Annotated in this window: 14 protein-coding genes and 1 other annotated feature; of the genes, 1 reads left to right on the top strand and 13 read right to left on the bottom strand. The window is 40.0% G+C overall.

What is annotated here, in order from left to right; all coding sequences use genetic code 11:
• Nucleotides 1–14: 14 nt before the first annotated feature.
• The 3 genes from thrC to thrA all read right to left on the bottom strand — a co-directional run bounded on the left by thrC (nt 15) and on the right by thrA (nt 4771).
• Complete coding sequence (gene thrC, locus INP93_RS05295) at nt 15–1289, bottom strand: threonine synthase (protein WP_197544349.1); 1275 nt, start codon at nt 1287–1289, stop codon at nt 15–17.
• A gap of 77 nt (nt 1290–1366) precedes the next feature.
• Nucleotides 1367–2311: a homoserine kinase gene (gene thrB, locus INP93_RS05290; protein WP_197544348.1), complete on the bottom strand. Its 945-nt coding sequence runs from the start codon at nt 2309–2311 to the stop codon at nt 1367–1369.
• 12 nt (nt 2312–2323) lie between these two features.
• On the bottom strand, nt 2324–4771 hold the full coding sequence (gene thrA, locus INP93_RS05285) for a bifunctional aspartate kinase/homoserine dehydrogenase I (RefSeq protein ID WP_197544347.1): 2448 nt from the start codon (nt 4769–4771) through the stop codon (nt 2324–2326).
• A 31-nt stretch (nt 4772–4802) separates the two neighbouring features.
• Nucleotides 4803–4918 (bottom strand) — a sequence feature (Thr leader region).
• Nucleotides 4919–5081: 163 nt separating this feature from the next.
• Here thrA and INP93_RS05280 point away from each other — a divergent pair.
• Nucleotides 5082–5786, top strand: a complete 705-nt coding sequence (locus INP93_RS05280; RefSeq protein WP_197544346.1) for a YggS family pyridoxal phosphate-dependent enzyme — start codon at nt 5082–5084, stop codon at nt 5784–5786.
• Nucleotides 5787–5843: 57 nt separating this feature from the next.
• Here the strand turns inward: INP93_RS05280 and murA are convergent, their stop codons facing one another.
• The 10 genes from murA to INP93_RS05230 all read right to left on the bottom strand — a co-directional run bounded on the left by murA (nt 5844) and on the right by INP93_RS05230 (nt 21535).
• The gene (murA, locus tag INP93_RS05275; protein ID WP_197544345.1) at nt 5844–7124 is read right to left on the bottom strand and encodes a UDP-N-acetylglucosamine 1-carboxyvinyltransferase; all 1281 of its coding nucleotides are present in this window, start codon (nt 7122–7124) and stop codon (nt 5844–5846) included.
• A gap of 8 nt (nt 7125–7132) precedes the next feature.
• On the bottom strand, nt 7133–7390 hold the full coding sequence (locus tag INP93_RS05270) for a BolA family protein (RefSeq protein WP_049380103.1): 258 nt from the start codon (nt 7388–7390) through the stop codon (nt 7133–7135).
• 13 nt (nt 7391–7403) lie between these two features.
• Nucleotides 7404–7739, bottom strand: coding sequence for an STAS domain-containing protein (locus INP93_RS05265; RefSeq protein ID WP_005696639.1), 336 nt, complete (start codon nt 7737–7739; stop codon nt 7404–7406).
• Between the two features lie 4 nt (nt 7740–7743).
• The gene (gene mlaC / locus INP93_RS05260) at nt 7744–8391 is read right to left on the bottom strand and encodes a phospholipid-binding protein MlaC (RefSeq protein ID WP_197544344.1); all 648 of its coding nucleotides are present in this window, start codon (nt 8389–8391) and stop codon (nt 7744–7746) included.
• Between the two features lie 21 nt (nt 8392–8412).
• Nucleotides 8413–8919 (bottom strand): outer membrane lipid asymmetry maintenance protein MlaD, encoded by a 507-nt coding sequence (gene mlaD / locus INP93_RS05255; RefSeq protein ID WP_197544343.1) that lies wholly within the window; start codon nt 8917–8919, stop codon nt 8413–8415.
• Nucleotides 8920–8931: 12 nt separating this feature from the next.
• On the bottom strand, nt 8932–9717 hold the full coding sequence (mlaE, locus tag INP93_RS05250; protein WP_049366355.1) for a lipid asymmetry maintenance ABC transporter permease subunit MlaE: 786 nt from the start codon (nt 9715–9717) through the stop codon (nt 8932–8934).
• Nucleotides 9714–10508, bottom strand: a complete 795-nt coding sequence (gene mlaF / locus INP93_RS05245) for a phospholipid ABC transporter ATP-binding protein MlaF (protein ID WP_049369220.1) — start codon at nt 10506–10508, stop codon at nt 9714–9716. Before mlaF ends, mlaE begins: the two co-directional genes overlap by 4 nt.
• 72 nt (nt 10509–10580) lie before the next feature.
• Nucleotides 10581–12116 (bottom strand): apolipoprotein N-acyltransferase, encoded by a 1536-nt coding sequence (gene lnt, locus INP93_RS05240; protein ID WP_197544342.1) that lies wholly within the window; start codon nt 12114–12116, stop codon nt 10581–10583.
• A 73-nt stretch (nt 12117–12189) separates the two neighbouring features.
• Nucleotides 12190–13086: a CNNM family magnesium/cobalt transport protein CorC gene (gene corC, locus INP93_RS05235; protein WP_049369218.1), complete on the bottom strand. Its 897-nt coding sequence runs from the start codon at nt 13084–13086 to the stop codon at nt 12190–12192.
• Between the two features lie 196 nt (nt 13087–13282).
• A complete protein-coding gene (locus tag INP93_RS05230; protein ID WP_197544341.1) occupies nt 13283–21535 on the bottom strand; it encodes a two-partner secretion domain-containing protein in 8253 nt (2750 codons plus the stop codon).
• Nucleotides 21536–21538 lie beyond the last annotated feature (3 nt).

The following is a 21538-nucleotide window of genomic DNA, read 5'->3' as shown; positions in this document are numbered from 1 at the left end:
ACCGCACTTTTTTATTATTTCAACAAATATGCACGTAATTGTGCAAAATCGTCATCCATTTCATCAGAAAGTAATGGCAATTTATTGTGTTTATCCAACGCTTCTGGCAATGGAAGATCGAGCGAAAGAATACGCTCCACAGACTCTTTAAATTTCGCTGGATGTGCCGTACATAAGAAAATACCGGTTTCATCCGCTTTAAGTTGATCTTTCAATACTTGATAGGCGATTGCACCGTGTGGTTCACATAAATAACCTTTTGCGTACATCGCTTTTAAGGTTTCTTCTGTTTCGCTATCGCTTAACATACCAGAACCTAAATCACTTAAACTCCAGCCATTACGTTTAAATAACTCTTCGACACGTGGCCAGTTGTTCGGACGACTTACATCCATCGCATTAGAAAGCGTGGCTACAGTCGCTTTAGGTGCCCAATTACCTGATTCTAAATAACGTGGTACGGTATCGTTCGCATTGGTTGCTGCAATAAAGCGTTTAATTGGTAAACCTAATGTTTTAGCGATTAATCCCGCAGTTAAGTTACCGAAGTTACCACTTGGTACAGAAACCACGACATTATCACGTTTTTCTTTTGGTAATTGCGCTACTGCTTCAAAGTAATAACAAACTTGCGCCAATAAACGGCTAATGTTAATGGAATTTGCTGAGTTTAAACCAATCGATTGACGCAGTTCTGCATCATCAAAGGCTTGTTTAACTAACGCTTGGCAGGCATCGAAATCACCATTAATCGCCACAGTGCGAATATTGCCACCTAAAGTACAGAATAGTTTTTCTTGTAATGGGCTGATTTTGCCTTTCGGATATAAAATCACCACATTGATGTTTTCTAGCCCATAAAATGCGTGGGCAACTGCCGCACCGGTATCACCTGATGTTGCCGTTAAAATAGTAATTTTGCCATCACCACGCACAGCAGCAAGCGCCTGCGCCATAAAACGACCACCAAAGTCTTTAAATGCTAAAGTTGGACCGTGGAATAATTCAAGGGCATAAATATTGTCCTCTACTTTTTCCAATGGAGCTGGGAAAGTGAAAGCATTTTTCACCATCGCATCTAATGTCGCCTTCGGTAATTCTTCACCGATTAATGCAGCAAGAATTTTTTGGCTACGTTCAACCAATGGTAAGGCTAATAACTCGTCAATATTAGTTAAAGCGGGGATCGTTTCTGGAAAGAACAAACCTTGATCTTTGCCAAGTCCTTGACGTACTGCTTGCGCAAAATTCACTTGTTCTTCAGGGTGTTTGATATTGTATAAATTCATTGTATATCCGTTAATTATAGAGTTTTAATAAAATGTTATTCCCCTCTTATAAAAGAGGGGATAAAGCGATTTGTTATTTAACCGAGCTCTCTCGCGCCATCATTATCGACCTTACAAACGTGCACAAAGCCTTCATTGTTTTGTAAATAATGATTTTCTAAATAAGTCGTCAGTTTTGTTGCTGTTTGTAAATCGGGTGCGATGGAGAAAATCGTTGGGCCAGAGCCTGAAATCCCCGTTGCTAACGCGCCTAAATCACGCGTAGCTTGTTTCACTTCCGCGAAGTTGGGTAATAAAGCCTCACGATAAGGTTCCGCAATCACATCTTTCATCATCATCGCAGCAAGGTTTTCTTGATGCGTGTGACATGCGTGCACAAAACCACCTAAATGACGACCATGAGAAATCACATCTTGACGCGTGTAGCTTTTCGGTAAAATTGCACGCGCTTCAGCAGTTGAAACCTCAATGCCAGGATAAGCTAAGACCCAATACCAATTATCAAAAAATGGTAGTTTTTGGCAAATGTTACCGAGAGATTGTACCATAAATTGCACCCCGCCAAGATAGCAAGGCGCCACATTATCATAATGGATTGAACCTGAAATACGACCTTCCAACTCTCCCATCATTTCTAACAGTTCCATTTTTGAGAATGGTTCATCGTGGAATTTATTTAATGCCACTAATGCTGCTACGATAGAGCACGCACTTGAACCCAATCCCGAACCAATCGGCATATTTTTCTCAAGGGTTAAACGCAATGGTTTGACTCTCACATTGCGTAATTTTAATTGCTCACTAAACAATACATAGGCCTGATACACGATATTTTTTTGCGGTTCTTTTGGCAATTTACGCACAAAATAACCCGCACTTTCGAGCTCAAAACCACTTGGAATAGACTCAATCTGTACGACATCACCTAATAATGAACCATCAATCGGTGAAATGGCTGCACCTAATGTGTCAAATCCTACACTAATATTTGCACTCGATGCGGGAGCATAAATTCTTAACATGTTATGTCCTTTTTAGTGGTGTAATGTTCTTAAAATATCAGCAAAGATGCCAGCAGCAGTCACTGCGTTACCCGCACCATAACCACGTAATAACAACGGAATTGGTTGATAATAACGCGTGTAGAATGCAAGTGCGTTTTCACCGTCTTTCACCTTGTACAATGGATTATTTTGATCCACAGCGATAATTGATACTTTGCAGTGCCCATCTTTAATTTGACCGACGTAACGCAATACTTTGCCCTCTGCTTTCGCGGCTTCAACGCGTGCTTTAAATTCCGCATCTAATTGTGGCAGCATTGCCATAAATTCATCAGCAGATTTACCTTCAGAGAAGCCTTTTGGTAATACACCTTCCACTTCCACATCGGAAAGCTCAAGTTCTAGACCTGCTTCACGCGCTAGAATCAGTAATTTACGTGCCACATCTTGACCCGATAAATCATCACGAGGATCGGGCTCTGTAAACCCTTTTTCACGTGCAAGTGCAGTCACTTCTGAAAGAGAAAGTCCTTCTTCTAATTTACCGAAAATGAAAGAAAGTGAGCCAGACAAAATACCTTCAAAATACTCAAGCTCATCCCCTGCTGCCAATAAATTCTGTAAGTTTTCGATAACCGGTAAACCAGCGCCTACGTTGGTTTCGTATAGGAATTTATGTTGGCTCGCTTGTGCATTGCGACGTAATTCGTGGTAATAAGCTAATTCACGGGTATTCGCTTTTTTATTTGGAGTTACCACATGGAAGCCTTCTTTTAACGCACGTGCATAAAGTCCTGCGACCGATTCAGCTGTTGTACAATCTACGAAGACTGGGTTCACTACGTGGTGTAATTTAATGAAAGATAACAACACATCGAAATCAGAAGGTTGGGTCGCATTTTCAAGATCGGCTTTCCAATTATCTAAATTCAATCCGTTTTCATTCAAAAGCATTTTGGTTGAATTCGCTAAGGCACAAACACGGATTTCAATATCCTTCTTTGCGAGGTATTCTTTTTGGTGTTTAATTTGTTCAATTAACTCACCACCAACGCCACCAACGCCGACTAGAAACATATCAACAACTTTTTTGTTATTAAAAAGCGCTTGGTGAGTGGCTTTCACGGCTTCAATTGCTTTGTTTTGCGCCACTACCGCTGAAATTGAACGCTCAGAAGAACCCTGTGCAATTGCGACTAAGCTGATATTCGCTTGTGCCAATGCAGAGAAGAAACGAGCCGCGATACCTTTAGCTTGTTTCATACCATCACCTACAACTGAGATGATAGAAAGATCTTTTGCGACTTCAATAGGTTCTAAGTCATGCGCTTTTAATTCTGTCGCAAACTCTTGTTCTAAAACCGCTTTTGCTGCATCCGCTGATTTCACCGGTACACAGAAACTAATACTGTATTCAGAAGAAGATTGAGTAATTAAGATAACTGAAATACCGGCTTTTGACATCGCTGAGAATACGCGAGCTGCCATCCCCACCATACCTTGCATACCAGGACCTGAAACATTGAACATTGCCACGTTATCAAGATTAGTAATCCCTTTCACTTGTAACCCTTCAGATTTCACATGACCATCGATTATCGAACCTGGTGCAGATGAATTACCGGTGTTTTTAATCACACAAGGGATTTGTTTTGGTAATAATGGGCCAATTGTACGTGGATGGATTACTTTCGCACCAAAATAAGAAAGTTCCATCGCTTCACGATAAGAAAGGCTTGGTAATAAACGAGCATCTGGCACTAAACGAGGGTCACAAGTATAAACGCCATCCACATCAGTCCAAATTTCACAAACAGACGCATCTAAACAAGCGGCTAAACAAGCTGCTGAATAATCAGAACCATTACGGCCTAATAACACTAATTCACCTTTATCATTGCATGCGGTAAAACCAGCCATTAGAACCACTTTATCTTTACCGATACTTTTCGCATCAACGCGTTTTGTCGATTCATCAATATCAACTGAAGATTCTAAGTAACCACCTTGTGCTAATAATTGCTTAACTGGATCAACAATGTGAACACTATACCCACGTGCTTCAAACCACGCTTTCATCATCGCAATCGATAATTTTTCACCACGGCAGTCAATGGTTGCTTTAACTTTATCTTCTACTTTTCCTGCTTGGCGAATTTCTTCTAATAAGCCTTTAATTTGAGCAAATTCCGCATCAATGAGAGCTTTGGTGCCCGCAAGATCAAATTTATTATTTTCAGTGTGTAAACCATTAATGATGTTATAGAAAATCTCAATGGCTTCGTTAAAGTGGGTATCAGTAGGTTGGTTTAATGCGGCTTTTTCAGAGAGGGCAACAAGATGATTAGTAATTTTTGCAGGAGCAGATAAGACACCGGCTGCCTGCTCTTCCAAATGAGCTTTTTCGATTAATTGAGCCGCTTGCGAGAAACGCTCAGGGTTGGCTAATGAAGTGCCACCAAATTTTAATACGCGCATGATAATATCCTCAGATGTTGTGATTTTTAAATACTAAAAAACCCGCACTAAACTGAATGCGGGTTTTCTTGATCCTGTTTGTTACGCACTAACCCGCCCCATTAATTGTCGTAATGGTCATAATAATGGTGGTAATCGTGAAAGTGCGGTTATTTTTCATTGTGTTTTAACCTTGAAAAAAAGATGTGTTTAGAAATACCGAAAAAGCGCGGGCTTGTCAAACACAAAATCAAAAAAATGAAGATTTTTTCTAAAAATCATCGCTTTGGTGTAGAATGAAGAGAGTTTCACATTGGTCAGGAAGGGAATTATGACAATTCAACAAGCACTCGAAACCATCCATCAAAAAATCCAAGCCTCCACTCAACTTGCACATCGCCCTGAAAGTGCGGTCACTTTATTAGCGGTTTCTAAAACTAAACCCAATGAAGCAATTTTAGAAGCCTATCATGCAGGACAAAAAGCATTTGGGGAAAACTACGTTCAAGAAGGCGTAGACAAAATTCAGTATTTTGAAGGACAGAATATTCAGCTTGAATGGCATTTTATTGGCCCATTGCAATCCAATAAAACGCGTCTTGTGGCTGAACATTTCGATTGGATGCAAACGTTAGAACGTGCAAAAATTGCCGATCGTTTAAATGAACAACGCCCTGCCAATAAAGCTCCGCTGAATGTTTTAATTCAAATTAATATCAGTGATGAAGCGAGTAAATCAGGCATTCAACCAAGTGAAATGATTGAGCTTGCAAAACACATCGAAAATCTACCGCACTTACGTTTACGTGGATTAATGGCGATCCCTGCTCCAACAGACAATATTGCAGAACAAGAAGCGGCTTTTAGCCAAATGGAACAATTATTTAAGCAACTTAAAGCCGCTTTCCCTCATCAACAAATTGATACGCTTTCGATGGGAATGACCGATGACATGCAAAGTGCCATAAAATGTGGTTCAACCATGGTACGTATTGGTACAGCCATTTTTGGGGCGAGAGATTATTCGAAAAAATAATGAATCGAAAATAAAAAAGCGGTCAATATTGACCGCTCTTTTTTTATCTGGATTTAATTAAACTTCTTCGCTCTTTTCAGAGAAACGTTCAATCTTCGCACCTAAGCAACGAAGTTTATCTTCAACGTGCTCATAGCCACGATCGATATGATAAATACGATCAACAATAGTTTCACCACTTGCGATACAACCCGCTAATACAAGGCTGATTGATGCACGTAAATCTGTTGCCATCACTTCGGCACCAGAAAGATGCTCAACACCATGACACACTGCAGTATTACCTTCAATTTCAGCTTTACCACCCATACGAATTAATTCTGGAATATGCATAAAGCGGTTTTCAAAGATGGTTTCAGTGATGATACTTGTACCTTCTGCCACCATGTTTAACAAGGTAAACTGAGCTTGCATATCGGTTGGGAAACCTGGGTGTGGTGCAGTACGAATATTGACAGCTTTCGGACGATTACCGTGCATGTCTAATATAATGCTATCTTCTGTCACTTCAACTTCTGCACCCGCTTCACGAAGTTTATCAATCACGGCATCCATAGTATCCGCTTTGGTATTTTTACATACCACGCGACCACCAGAAATAGCACCTGCAATTAAGAATGTACCAGTTTCAATACGATCTGGCACAATGCTATGCTCGCAGCCAGTTAAACGCTCAACACCTTCAACGACAATGTGATCCGTACCAGCACCTGTAATTTTTGCGCCCATTTTGTTGAGGAAATCAGCTGTATCGACAATTTCTGGCTCACGTGCGGCGTTTTCAATCGTTGTTGTACCTTCAGCAAGCGTTGCAGCCATCATGATAGATAAAGTCGCACCAACACTCACTTTTTCCATCACAATACGTGTACCTACAAGACGCTCTGCGACAACTGCTTTTACATAACCTTCGTCAAGCTCAATAGTTGCACCAAGTTTTTCTAAGCCACTAATATGAAGATCAACCGGACGAGCACCAATTGAGCAACCACCTGGTAAAGAAACTTGACCTTGATGAAAACGAGCCACTAACGGTGCTAATGCCCAAATAGAAGCACGCATGGTTTTTACTAATTCATACGGCGCAACGAAGTGATCAATTTTAGAGCAATCTAGTAATACTGCACCTTCAGCATCACGCTCTGCCACCACGCCAAGTTTACGTAAGATCTTTAAGGTGGTATCAATATCTTTGAGTTCCGGTACATTTATTAATTTAACCGGCTCAGTCGCCAAAATTGCGGCAAAAAGAATAGGAAGTGCAGCATTTTTTGCACCAGAGATGGTTACAGTACCACTTAAGCGAGATTGCCCGCCATAAACACGAAATTTTTCCATAGAAAATCCTAGCTTGCTTGATGTAATAGACGATCCATTTTCCACTTTGCAGTGGTATAAGTTTTAATGGTTAAAGCGTGAATTTCGCCAGTTTGGAAATAAGGCATTAATGGCGCGTAGATAGTTTGTTGCTGTTTTAATTTAGAAAGTGCAGCGATCTCATCGCTCACCACAATCACACCAAAGTGTGCATTTTCACCTTGAGCATAAACCTCATCTACATTCAGGCTTTCTTTTAAAATACGTTCAATTTCTTGCAGTTCCATTAGGATTTCCGTTTTAATGATGATCAATAAAAGTGCCAATCCAATGAGATAAATTCACTAGATCAGCAAGGGTTAATAACTGTTCCGGCGGATTTATCAACCGCACTTTTTTATTTGGTAACTGCTCACTATCATGTAGAAAATCACACAATAATGCAAAACCAGCCGAATCAATTCGTTTAATATTCGTTAAATCAAATTCAATAGTACTTTGATTCGCTAGCTTTTCTGATAAAAAAGAAGCACGTTGCTGCCATAATGGTAACAACGTGTTGCGGGATAGCTCCCCCGATAATTGGAGAGCTATCTTATCATTATTTTGGATTAAATCCCACTTTAACGCAGTCATTCGCTTATTTGCTCAATGTCACGGGTGCCGCGGCAGATTTTTGAATTTGAGCGGTTAAAGCATCAATACCTTGTTGACGTAAGATACCGCTCCATTCGTTTTGTTTGGTGACAACCATGCTCACGCCTTCTGCAACCATGTCATAAGCTTGCCATTCGCCAGTTTTACTGTTTTTACGCCATTTGAAATCTAATTTGATTGGCGCTTGTCCACCATTTTGCATGATGTTTACACGAATGCTTACAAGGTTTTTGTCGCCTACTTCTTTAGCCGGTTCAATTTGAATATTTTGATCGGTGTAAGCGGTTAACACTTGTGCGTAAGCTTGTTCGATAAAATCGCTGAATGCTTTAAAGAATTTTTCACGTTGTTCTGGTGTGGTTGATTTAAAGTATGAACCTAACACTAAAGAACCTGCATAGTTTACTTGCACGTAAGGTAATAAATCATTACGCACGATAGTACGTAAATAGTTTGGATCCTTTTTAATTTTTGCCTGATTGTTTTTGATATCGGCAAATAACTTATCTGATGCTTGTTGCATCAACACATAAGGGCTCGTTTCTGCACGTACAGTTTGAGTCACAAAAAGTGCGGTCACTACAAATGCCATTACGCTAAACCATTTTTTAAACTGAGTAAATTTCATCATAAATCTCCTAAATAAAGATTATTATTTGGCTTCAGGTTCTGCTTTGTCAGCATTGCCATCGGCTTTTTTATCACCGTAAAGGAATTGGCCGATTAAATCTTCCAACACCATTGCGGGTTTTGTGTCTTGAATTTGGCTACCGTTTTTTAGCATCGCGGTTTCACCATCATCAAAACCCATTGTTAAGGCGATATATTGCTCGCCCAATAATCCCGATGTTTTGATCGATAACGAACTATTTTCCGGAATTTCTTTATATTCTTCATTAATCGCGATACTGACTTTTGGTAAGTAAGATTTTTCGTCTAACGTAATGTCAGATACGCGACCAATGACCACCCCACCAAGTTTAAGTGGTGCACGGACTTTTAGTCCACCAATATTGTCAAAAGTTGCAGTCACTGTATAAGATTTTGTTTCACCAAAACCTTGTACGTTTGCTACGCGTAAGCCTAAAAACACTAACGCGGCGATACCAAGTAGTAAAAATAGCCCTACCCAAAATTCATATTTAATTGTTTGTCGCATAAAAATACCCTTTTAGCCTGCCCCAAACATAATGGCAGTTAAGATGAAATCGAGCCCAAGAACCACAAGTGATGCGTGGACAACTGTTCTGGTTGTGGCTTGACTGATACCTTCTGATGTCGGAATACAATCATAACCATTGAATAACGCAATCCACACCACTGCAATAGCGAAAAATACGCTTTTAATAAATCCGTTTAGAATGTCATAGCTCCAGCTGACGGCATTTTGCATCACTGACCAAAAGCTACCTGCATCAACACCTTTCCAATCTACGCCGACAAGCGCACCACCCCAAATACCAATCGCGGTAAAGAGAAGCGCAAGAATTGGCATAGCAATCAGCCCTGCCCAAAAACGCGGTGCAATCACTCGACGTAATGGATCGACCGCCATCATTTCAAGGCTGGAAAGTTGTTCTGTGGCTTTCATTAAGCCAATTTCAGCCGTTAACGCAGAACCTGCTCGACCCGCAAATAAAAGTGCGGTCACTACTGGACCTAATTCACGTAATAAAGACAGCGCTACAAGTTGTCCAAGGCTGGTTTCTGCTGAAAAATCAACTAAGACCACATAACCTTGTAAACCCAACACCATTCCAATAAATAAACCAGAAAGCAGGATAATCAATAAAGACTGTACGCCTAATACGTGTAATTGCTTCACTAATAAAGGAAAATGTTGACGAATTTGTGGCTTACCCACTAACGCACCAAACAACATAAAGCCTGAGCGGCCTAATGCTCGGAAAAATTTAATTACGCTTCGTCCTAGTGAAGAAATCATATCAACGATCATTTAAATAATTCCTCCACATAATCACCTGCCGGATAATGGAATTTTACCGGACCATCCGCTTCGCCTTTTAAGAACTGAACCACTTGCGGATCTTGGCTCGCCAGCAGTTGCTCTGAGGTTCCTTCGGCAATCACATGTTTATCCGCAATAATATAGGCATAATCCGCAATGCTTAATACTTCCTGCACGTCATGGGAAACCACGATAGAAGTTAAATTCAGTGCTTCATTCAATCGTTTAATTAAGCTCACGATCACGCCCATGCTGATTGGATCTTGCCCTGTAAACGGCTCATCAAACATAATTAAATCCGGATCAAGTGCAATTGCTCGAGCCAATGCAGCACGACGCGCCATCCCACCAGAAAGCTCAGAAGGCATCAAATCAGCCGCACCGCGTAAGCCTACTGCTTCTAATTTCATCAACACAATTTGACGAATTAAACTTTCCGGCAAACGGGTATGCTCGCGAATCGGAAATGCCACGTTATCAAACGTGGAAATATCCGTAAATAAAGCGCCTGATTGGAATAACATTCCCATGCGTTTACGTACTTCGTAAAGCTCGCGATTTGATAGACGACAAATATCTTGTCCATCAAACAAAATCTCGCCTTGTTCAGGATACAACTGACCACCAATTAATTTCAGCAGCGTGGTTTTCCCGATCCCTGACGGCCCCATAATGGCCGTAATTTTACCCTGTTGGACTTTCAAATTCAGGTTATCGTAAATCACACGCTCACCTCGTTTAAAGGTCAGGTTTTTGACTTCGATTAGATTTTTATTCATTAAAATCTCATTGGTTTTACAAGAGGAAATTTATTTTCCTCTCACGTTAAAAAAGTGCGGTCGTTTTGACTGCTATTTTTGTGAAAGGTTCAAGCGACGTTTTAATAACGTCGTGAAGCAACGTAATAACACAAAAATCAATGACAACACATAAATAGGTAAATTACCTAATGCTGCATAAGGCGTTTTGCCTTCTGTTGGCACCATTTTATGGGTCAGTGTGGTTTCCTCAAATTGAGGCGCTTTCGCTTCAATGTTGCCTTTTGCATCAATAAACACTGAAATACCCGTATTCGTTGCACGAATTAATGGTTTACCTAATTCGAGCGCACGCATTCTAGCCATTTGTAAATGTTGCCAAGGGCCAATGCTATCACCAAACCATGCATCATTAGAAATAGTCAGCAAATAATCGGTTTCTTTTTTCAGATTTTCACGAAGTTGCTCACCAAAAATAATTTCATAACAAATAGCCGGTGCAAAAGCATGTTGCTTCGCCATAAATGACGGTTGTACCGCTTCCCCACTTTGGAACGCAGACATTGGCAAATTAAAGACAGAATTAAGTGGACGCAACAAACTTTCTAACGGCACGTATTCACCAAATGGCACGAGATGATGTTTGCTGTAACGATTTTTTGTCGTCAACTCATAAGGGAAATCAGGATTCCCTGCCGTCACAATCGAATTCAATAATTTACCGCTTTGTTCATCGCGATATACGGTGCCAATCATCACTTCCGTGTTTTTCTCTTTCGCAACTTTATCTAAAGCTTCAAAAAATGGCGTAATGGCATTTTCAAGAGTAGGCAATGCCGACTCAGGCAAAATAATCAAATCAGACTTGCCTAAATGTGCCAAAATTTGTTTTTGATAGATGTCTACTGTGGCATAAAGATATTCAGGATCCCATTTTAAATTTTGCTCAATATTGCCTTGTGCAAGCGTGATAGTTAGCCCTTTATCTTCTTTTTTGGGTTGAACAAAATTCACCTTACCTGCATAAGCACTTAATCCACCCACAACCAATAATAGCAACGCATTCACACTGACTAAATTCCATTGTTTTTTTGAGAGTGAAAAAACAAAATTAAAAATAACCGCACTTGCCCAAACGGTAAAGAATGTCATCCCCGTGACACCAAAGATCGGCGCGATCCCGTAAAACGGACTGTCGATTTGGGTATAACCAAATTGCAACCATGGAAAACCGGTAAACACCCAACCACGCAAGAATTCAGTCAATGTCCAAATCGCGGCAAAAATAACCGCACTTTGCACCTGAAAACGTTGCACTAAATAAGTGAAAAGCATTGGATAAAGTGCAAGGTAAGCAGAAAGTAGGCTGACTAAGAGATAACTCACGCCAAGGGAAGCGCCACCAAATTGATGAATACTGACATTTAACCAACTTACACCAAAACAGAAAAAGCCCATCGACCACAAAAAAGTAGCAAAAAGTGCGGTTGATTTTTTGGCATTCTTCGCCACAAAAAGTAAGCCGCCCAACGATACGTAGGCTAATCCCCAATAATCAAACGGCGAAAAAGCAAATACGCCAATCACACCAGAAATCAGAGCAATAAGATAAATCACTAACTTATTCATTTTATCCATACTATAAAAAATATTCCCCCTCTTCAGCAAAGAGGGGGCTTAGAATACAGTGAAACGATGTGGCTTATTCAGCTTGTTCTTCCACGCCTTCCATATCCGATAAATGCTCATCCGGCACGGTTACTCGTACTTGAATTAAACGACGACTATCGGCAGAAGTTACTTTAAATTGAATATTTTCTAAGGTGATTTCCTCACCACGTTTAGGCAAATAGCCAAAGGCTTGCATGATTAAACCGCCAATGGTATCCACTTCTTCATCATCGAAATGCGTATTAAATTGTGCATTAAAATCATCAATGTCCGTTAATGCACGCACCGCATAAGTATGACGAGAAAGCTGACGAATGTCGGCGACATCTTCCTCATCAAATTCGTCTTCAATATCACCCACAATTTGTTCGAGAATATCTTCGATAGTGACTAAACCAGATACCGCACCAAACTCATCCACCACAATCGCCATATGGAAACGTTCAGAACGAAACTCTTTTAGCATACGATCGACACGTTTACTTTCCGGCACGATCACAACAGGACGTAATAACTTGGAAAGTTCGAACTCTTCCGCATCTTCACGTAAAAACTTGAGCAAATCTTTCGCGTGTAAAATACCTTCAATATTATCGCGATCATCCGTATCTGCAATCACAGGAAAGCGAGAGTGGGCCGATTCAATAATGGTATTCAAGCAGGCATCGAGATCTTGATTCGATTCAATAAATACGATTTGCGAACGAGGAATCATGATATCGCGTACGCGAAGCTCCGCGATTTCCATTACCCCTTCAATCATCTCGCGAGTGTTTTGATCGATTAAATCGTTTTGTTCAGAATCGCGAATCACTTCCACGAGTTCTTCACGGTTTTTCAGCTCACCTTGGAAAAAGCGGCCAATAAGTGATTGGAAAAAAGATTTTTTAGTTGTTTCAGTTTGATTACTCGAATGTTCTTCGTTCATAAAATTAAATGTGTTACTGTAGGATTGACTGCGTAAAAAGTAGCATATTTTGACAAAAATCGCAAAAAACTTAAGCTAAATGGCTGAAAATAAAGTGCGGTTAAAAACAGGGTGATTTTTAACCGCACTTTTCTTTTAGAATAACAATGATCTTTTCAAGGAAGACAATACTCCCAGGTAAGATAAATGTTATAAATTACTTCTTACCTAAATAAGCTTGTAATTTACCATCCACCCTTTTTACTACAAATGGAACGCCATCTATATTTCGATTCACTCCTTTAGACGTATTTTCTCCTATATAAACCTTATTATTTACCTGTGCCACTGCTTCACGAGCTTTATCTTGAATTTGTTTACTTGTCCATACATTAGGATCATAAGTTACTTTGTTAAATTTTTTACCTGAACTATCTACATATGTATTTTGGTAAACTCCTTTTCCAATCTTTACTCGTAAATCTGGCAAATCTTTTGCTTTAGCACCTGATAAAGTATTTAAATATTCATTATGACTATTTGCTACAAGCTTTCCCTTATTGCTCTCTACACGCGGCCAAGTAATAAGGGTAGATTCTTCTCCTTTATTGGATTTGGCTTGTGATGATGTTACTGAGTTATTAGTAACTGAAGATTTACCAACACTATTAGCAGATACTGCTCGGTGAGACTGATATTTTGCCACACCTGTCTGCACTCCCCATCGCGCTAAATCCTGTAGTTTAGGAAGATATTCAACTATACCGTCTATAACTCTCCATTTTGTAGATAGTTGTTTTTCTAAATAAGCTAAATCCTTCTTATTTGATTCTAAGGCTGTTCCATAAGCATAAAGAATATCTTCATCTGTAAAAAGCCCATTCTTTATTATAGCATCAGCTGGCTGAGTAACATTTCTGAGCTTAGCTATTTCATTCAAATAACACTCATCTCCATTATTAGCACAACGAACTTTAATAGCATCAAGGCGTTTCTCGCCTTTTCTTGCAAATTTTTCTTTAATCGCCTTCTTTTCCTCTGCTGTTTTTGCCTTTTTCAATTCATGATACATTTCTGCAATATCATTAGTATATAAAGCATTATTCTCCACCGCATTTTTGGCAATATTTCCACCTATATCACTATTTTTTGATACCGTATAGGTCCCATCTCCTTTAGCTGCAGATGTAATACCTCCTATAGCCTTTCCAACAACACCACTTAATGCAATAACACGTTGTTTTTCTGATGCACTTAACTCATTTGGAGTTTTGTCATAAAGTATTTTAGCAATCTGTGGAGCCATTAATTCAGCACTAGCAGCAGATAAAGCACCAGCCGTACCACTTCCTCCAAGAGCATTGCCTTCCACAGCCCCCCACAGAGCATGCGCAGCAATGTTAGTGACTTTATTCACTTTACCAGTCTGTTCATCTGTTGTTGCATTTTTAATTTTTTGGTTCACGTAAGGTGAAGCAGCTGTCACAGCAATACCCTGTGCTGATTGTCCACTTAATGCTGCTATGCCAGCTGATGTAATTGCATCCAAAGCACGACGATATTTACCTTCATTACCCCATTCTTCAGATTCTTTAAGCAGCATTCCTAATTGTTCATCAACTTTCTCTAATGCTGCTTTATCATTACGTTTAACCAATACTTCTCTTTCTGCTTGCAACTCCATCATTTCTTTTATTACAGCTTTCTGTTGGTTTTCCATGTATGTATTAACCGCACTTTTAATATTTCCTGCTGCGGCTGAAATTTGGCGTTGCTCGCTTAAGATTTGATTAACATCTTTTGGTTTATCAACCTCACCGTTAGCTTGATTAATATCCGTATTAATACCCAAAGCCTGCGCAGTAGTTTGCGTCGGTGCAGTGTCTTTATTTAAGGTAATCTTGCCTTCAGTTAAGGTTGCACGAGTCACCGAATTATCTGAGTCAGACTCATTCATTGGCAAACCACCACCAAAGTCTGTTGACGATGATTTTGGACCATTTGATGAAAAGCTATCCATCATTTTCGAGCCAATTTGGCTAAATGGAGCCCCACCTGATGACGAATTATCTTTTGGTGCACCACCGCTTCGACTATAGCTTGCACTAAATGACATGCTCATAGCATCACTGTGACTTTCATTTTGAATGTCTTCAAACGTCAGTTTATTGGTTGATAATTCACTATTTTCAGGGTTCGTACTGGTAATCGCTGCGCCTTTTAAGTGAACATTCTTCGCATTCACATGATATCCGCCTTCTTCAGCAAATAATCCTGCTTGCTCTTTCACTTGTTTATAGCCTGACTCCCCTTTCTCTGAATTACCGTAACCGCTTACACGCCAGTTATTTCCCCAGCCAAACTCAACTTCTAAACCACCGCCGCTTGATTTAGTCTCAAATTTGTTTTCATCTTGTACACTCGCAATATTGAGATTTCCACCTACGTTAGCGTTGATCGTTTTAGCTTTGGCTGTTGTACCCGTTAAGGTAGTATCACCTTGAGTATTGATATTCAAGGTTTCAGTATTAAGATGGCTATTGATGTAGTTCACCCCTTCCACATTAGTTTTACTGCTTGAACCACCTACACGAGCATAAATACCAATACCGGTTTGCGCACCAATTGTTGCCGCCATCCCAACTTCAACACCAGCACTTTGTGAACGAGCATGTTGATCTACCGTGCTCTTACCTGGATCTATCGTTAGATTATTAGCATTAAAGGTTACGCTACTGTCTTTTAAGCGGTTACCCTTTTCATCTACAGACGTGATATCTGCATGGGTGATATTAATATTCCCTAACTGCGGATTACCTTGTGCATTTGTGCTGCCATCACCGCGTGCAGTAAACTCAATTTCTTTCGCATTGAATAGGTTGCCTTGGCTGGTGTGTTGATAGCTGTCTTCTTTCTTACGGCTATGAGCCACCCCTGTACCTGATTCCACACGAATTAAATAAGATGCTCCACCTTGCCCTTGGAATGCAGACGCCAAGTTATAGGCTTGTGCTGCAACACTCATGATATTTGCAGCTTGCACACGATCTGAGGCGTTCTTATTTTTTATGGTGCTTTCAATACTATTGATTAAATCAATAATTGGTGATTTCACACGAGTGAATTGACCAAATTTTAGGTCGCTTTCACTTTGTTTATATTTATCAGTATTAAAAGCTGAGTCCACAATAATATTTTGTGCATTAATAGACGCTTTATCTTTCGATAAAATTTCTGCTGATGTTTGACGATAATCTTTACCGGCATACACTTCTACCTTATCACCTAAGCTCGCTAATTGCGCTTTTTCATGGTGAGTAAAGTTACCATCTTGGTTAAAACGAGTACGGTTATAACCATAGAAGCGTTCAGAATCTGAAATAACAGCCTCACCTACCGCATGTCCTTTACGTTGCTGCGTTGTCTCTTGTGTAGTAACCGCTGTATCTAAAACAACATTACCCGCTGCAGATAATTGGTTTTTCCTCTCAGACACAATTTTGGCACCTTTAGCATGAATATCACCTTTTTGTGCCACTATTTGGTTATTACCGCCTACAGAAATAGTCGTTGATACTTCTTGTGTTTGAGTTGCATCGCCATTTTCACGTTGAGTGTGTACACCAAAAAGGTATTTATTCGCATCACCTAAACTAAATCCTTTATCTGAAGTATTGGCCTGCTGAGTATAAGTATTCTCAGCTGTTCCTAACTCAATATTATTTGAAGCTAAGAATGTTGCACCTTTCTCTGCTGCAATTTGTGTACCTTGTGTGCGAATATCACCTTCAGATGCCACTACATTAAGTTGTCCGCCAGCATTAAGTGCGGTCACTTTTGCTGTTGTTTCTACTGTAGTTTTATCTGATTTACTGCGTTTGTGCTCCAAATACGGCACAATGCCACGGCTCATTAACTCCACTGAATCTGCACCTGCTTCAGCAATAGAGTTAATTTTTCCTACAACAGTTTCTGTACCACCTTGTTTTTGGCGTTGTTTATATTGATCTACCGCTTTCACAGTTGGATCGTAAACCATGCTTAAACCAAAACCACTTGTTTTACTTGTTTTGTGTACTTCAGTGTGATGAATTTCCTTAGCCGCTTCTAGATTAACTTGTTTTGCATGTAGATCAAATTGATCCTGACTATTTAAATCAGAACCTCGCACAGTCAAGACATTTTCTGCGACTAAAGTTGCAGTACCAGCTGTTAATTGGCTACCTGCAGCTTCTAAGCTGACGGATTTGCTGTCTAGATTAGACTTGCTTTTCTCATAACCAACTTTTGCTACACCACCTTTAAAACTTGAGGCTAAACCAGAACGTTTTTTCTCGTAATGTTCTTCAACATAAGCGTGATTTTCCGCCTCTTTCACATTAACGTTCTTAGCTTGCACCAATAAACCATCTTGTGCAGTAATCGAAGAGCCTTTAACTGTCGCATTTGCATCTTGTGAATAAACAATAACATCCTTACCATTTACTTCACTGCCTTTGCTAAGATCATAATCATGATGATGACGCATTTCTTCGGTTTCTTTGGTTAAAAAACCTTTCGATGTTTGTTTATTTCGGCGATCTAGATGTTCAATATCTCGCCCTTCTTCAAGCTTCACTTCACCTTGTGAGGCAATAATAGTTCTCCCTTCTTCACTATTAACCTTAGCTTGACGAAGTGTGGTTTCTTCTTGCCCCACTAAACGAGTGCCTTCTTTACCCTCAATAACAGAGCTAACCTCACCTTCTTTATCCAAGTGATAATGATGGTTATCGCTAAAGTCATAGTGTTCTTTACTGTTTTGCTTCTCAGTCGTCACCAAAAGCTTACCTTTGGCATTTACATCAACAGTGCCTGCCGATTTCACATTCGCTGCTTTTATCGTGATATCGCCACCACTTTGAATGGATAACTCACCACCTTTGCCGGTTACCTTCAATTCACTTTGGCGATCGACTTGTTTATTACCTGTTTCTGTTCGACCTAATTGGCTTTGTGTTTCTGTTGTGGTTGCACCAAGCTCTACGGATTTTCCACCGTATAGAGACAAGCTATCTGCAGCCACAATCTTACCGCCTAGGTTTACTAATTTTTGCTCAGCATTAAGGTTGACGTTATCAGCCAAAACCAACCCTTTGTTCTCTAAGTTTTGACCGTATAAATTCACTAGGTTTGCAGCAAGCACCGTTCCTTCGTTGGTCATATCCTTCACAGAACCAACAATACTATCCCCCGAGATCACTGAGCCCGTTGGAGTGACTTGAGTACGGTTAGACGCTAAGTAAATTTTCGGCGTTAACACATTAATTTTCTTGCCGCTTGGAAGCGTCACTTCCTGATTCACCATCCACACTAAATCAGTAGTGAGTTCCGACATTTGCTTTTCAGTTAACGCTACACCTGGTACTAAATTCAATTTTTTGGCGTAATGAACACCGTTATTCATCAAACCTTGATATTGCTCTAAATCATTTTGATAACCTTCAAGATAACGACGACCGGTTAACTGGTTAATTTGTTCATTCACTAAACGCAACTCATAAAAACCATCCCCCAAACGTTTCAACATATTATTTGAGTCGTAGCGTAATGCATTGAACATATAATCCGAACTCAACCATTTTTGCTTGTTCGCAAAACGTGGGTCGGTTTCAATCACATAGCCTTTTGGTGCATTAGGATTCACATGATAAAGCGAAGATTTATCCAACGATTGAGTCAGATGATTTAATACAACATCTCCCGCATCACCTTTATTAGCCACGCTATTATTGGTAAATTCAGGTGCTACATTTTCTTTATAAGCAAATACCCCTAAATCTTTCACACTTTCATTTTGTTTGTAATAAATACTAGTATCACTTTTAGTTGTATCGTATCTGTCCCATTTTCTTTTTTTCTTACCTTTATAAAAAGCCGTTAAACGACCAGCATCCGTTACAATAGTACGACCTTTCAACTCATCATTATGTAATTGGCCATCCGCAATTTGAATCAGCCCACCAGCGATCACTTTACTGTCTTGGTTGTCTACACGCGCATCATTAAAATCAATGCCGCCACCACTTAAAATCTTACCTTCTTGATATTTTGGGTTAAGTACCACGGTTTCATTCACCGTGCGGGTATAATCATACTCATGCCAGTTATCACTTTCGATTTTGCCATCCGGTGAAAAAATATGATAAAGATCTCTTATTTTTCGGTTTAGTCCCCAGCGACCACTCTTATTATCTTGTTTTACTTTATAAACCCCAGAGTCTTTACCGTAGATAGTCGAATCATTCCCAATTCGATACTCAAAAACCGGTGTAGACGAGGTATCCACATTTTCTGTCTCAAGGAAGAAATGTTTATTCTCTACCTTACCAGTATTAAAGGTGATCGCTTTGCTTTTCGCATTGTCGTAAAGGTTTAGCGCTTCAATCACGCCATTGTAGTTTTGAACATACGCTGATTTACCTGTCGCTTGGTTGTTTTCATCCAACGCTTTACCCACATAAATCTTACCCATACTTAAAAGAGTACTTTCATTGCGGTTTAAAACTTTATCCACGCCCACATCTAAACGCTCACGTGCAGCAATTACAGCGGATTTATCCCCTTCTTCAAGGTTATTTAAATTCTCCCCCTGTAAAGCCACATGGTCACCATAAATACGACCGGTACCTAAGTTATTGATGGTCACGGCTTTTGCCACCGTCAATGCACCATCAATTAAGCCTCGGTTAGTCAACGTGTTTGTATTAATGCGTGTTTCATTACCACTAATTTCAGCATCTTGAGTGTTTTCTACATTAGCCGCTTTAACATCTACCTTATTACCTACACGTAATTGGCTATTATTTTTAAAATCCCCTTCGGTTTTAAAATCTAAATTACCACCAACTTGGAAAGCGTTATTTAAGGTTAAACTATCTTGTAAACGAACCGTCAAATCCCCTTTGGTTTTGATATCACCTTCATTTGCCAACGTCTTCGCTTTTAACTCAATTGATTTACCCGCTTCAATCTCACCTTGTTTGTTATCAATTGTTTGAGCAACATCTAGTTGGGTATGCTCATCACTGTAGATGCCCCCTTGTTGGTTAGAAAGATTTTCAGCTGTAATAGCCACTTGAGCACCACGAATACCTTGTTCCGTGTTGCCGCCAGCTTTCGTCCCTTGGTTATCTACATGTTTCGCTTTAATGCTCGCTTTCTCTGTTGCAACAATTAAAGAGCCTTTATCCGATTGCTTGCGGTTATCCACATTATTTGCGTTAAGCTGAACTTGTTTACCCGCAATAACACCTTGTTTGTTATCAATGTGTTGAGCATTAAGTTGGGTCTGAGCTTTAGCATAAACGGTGCCACGGTTCTCAATATTCTTTTTCGCATTGAGTTCGGCATTTTCGCTACCACCTATAAAGCCTTCATTCACAATCTTACCTTGGCTATCGATTTTCACGCTTCCAGCAGATGCACCAATGTGCCCCGCATTGCGTACACCAAGACCTTGGCCGTTATCCACTAAATGGATTTTTTCAGCATACATCCCACCTAATTGGCTCACATCCACACTGTAGCTTTGGTTTTCGCCTTGGGTATCAGAAGTGCGGTCAGTGTTGTCGGTGTTTTTATCACCCACGTACACAACTGAATCATTGGTGCGGTCAACGTTGTTTTTACCCGTGGTAACTTTAATGCCTTTCTTCGACCAAACCCCACCTTTAATTTCGGCTTTCTCCGCGATAATATCGGTGTAATCAGATTGGCTGTTATCCATTCCTTTTTGACCAACAGTCACTTTACCGCCTTTTACGCGATAGCCTTTCAACTCGCCATTTTCAACTTCCGCTTTACCGGTTGTCAGCGTAGTGCGTCCAGCATTAATCACACCACAGCCATCACATTGGATACCACTTGGGTTGGCAATCACGACATCCGCTTTTTTACCTGCAACTTCCACATAACCTTTTAAACGGCTTGGATTAGCGGAGTTCACCTCGTTAAGAATGACTTTTGCTTCACCACGAGCAAGATTTGGGTTACCTTGCACCCAGCCTGCCATTTGTGTTTGTGCTGCTTTACGAGCATTGTTTAACACGGCACCTTTCTCTGCCACATCAAATTGTGAATATTGGTTACGTGATACCCCACCAGCACTTGGTGTTTGAATATTTACTTGCGGTAAACCATTGCCGGTTTGAAGTACTGTGGGTTGTTGATTACCCGGTGCAGATTTATCTGCACGAATGGCCATATCTTCTGCATGAACAGAAGGGGATAAGAAGACAAAGCCTAATGCCAACATTAAACTAAAATGAATAGGATTAAGTGAAAGTGTACTTGAAAATAGTCCTGTTTTTTCTTGTTCTGAGCTCACATTTTCACTTTGTGCTTTACCTTGAGATTTTGCCAACTCAGATACCACCACAAGCTGGTTTAATACACGGCTAAAAATCACTTTATAATGACGTTTATTCATTTT

Origin of the sequence: Haemophilus parainfluenzae, from assembly GCF_014931415.1 — a bacterium.
Lineage (GTDB): Bacteria > Pseudomonadota > Gammaproteobacteria > Enterobacterales > Pasteurellaceae > Haemophilus_D > Haemophilus_D parainfluenzae_AF.
Note: the sequence above shows the minus strand (reverse complement) of the source record. Positions and strands in the feature narration are given on the sequence as shown.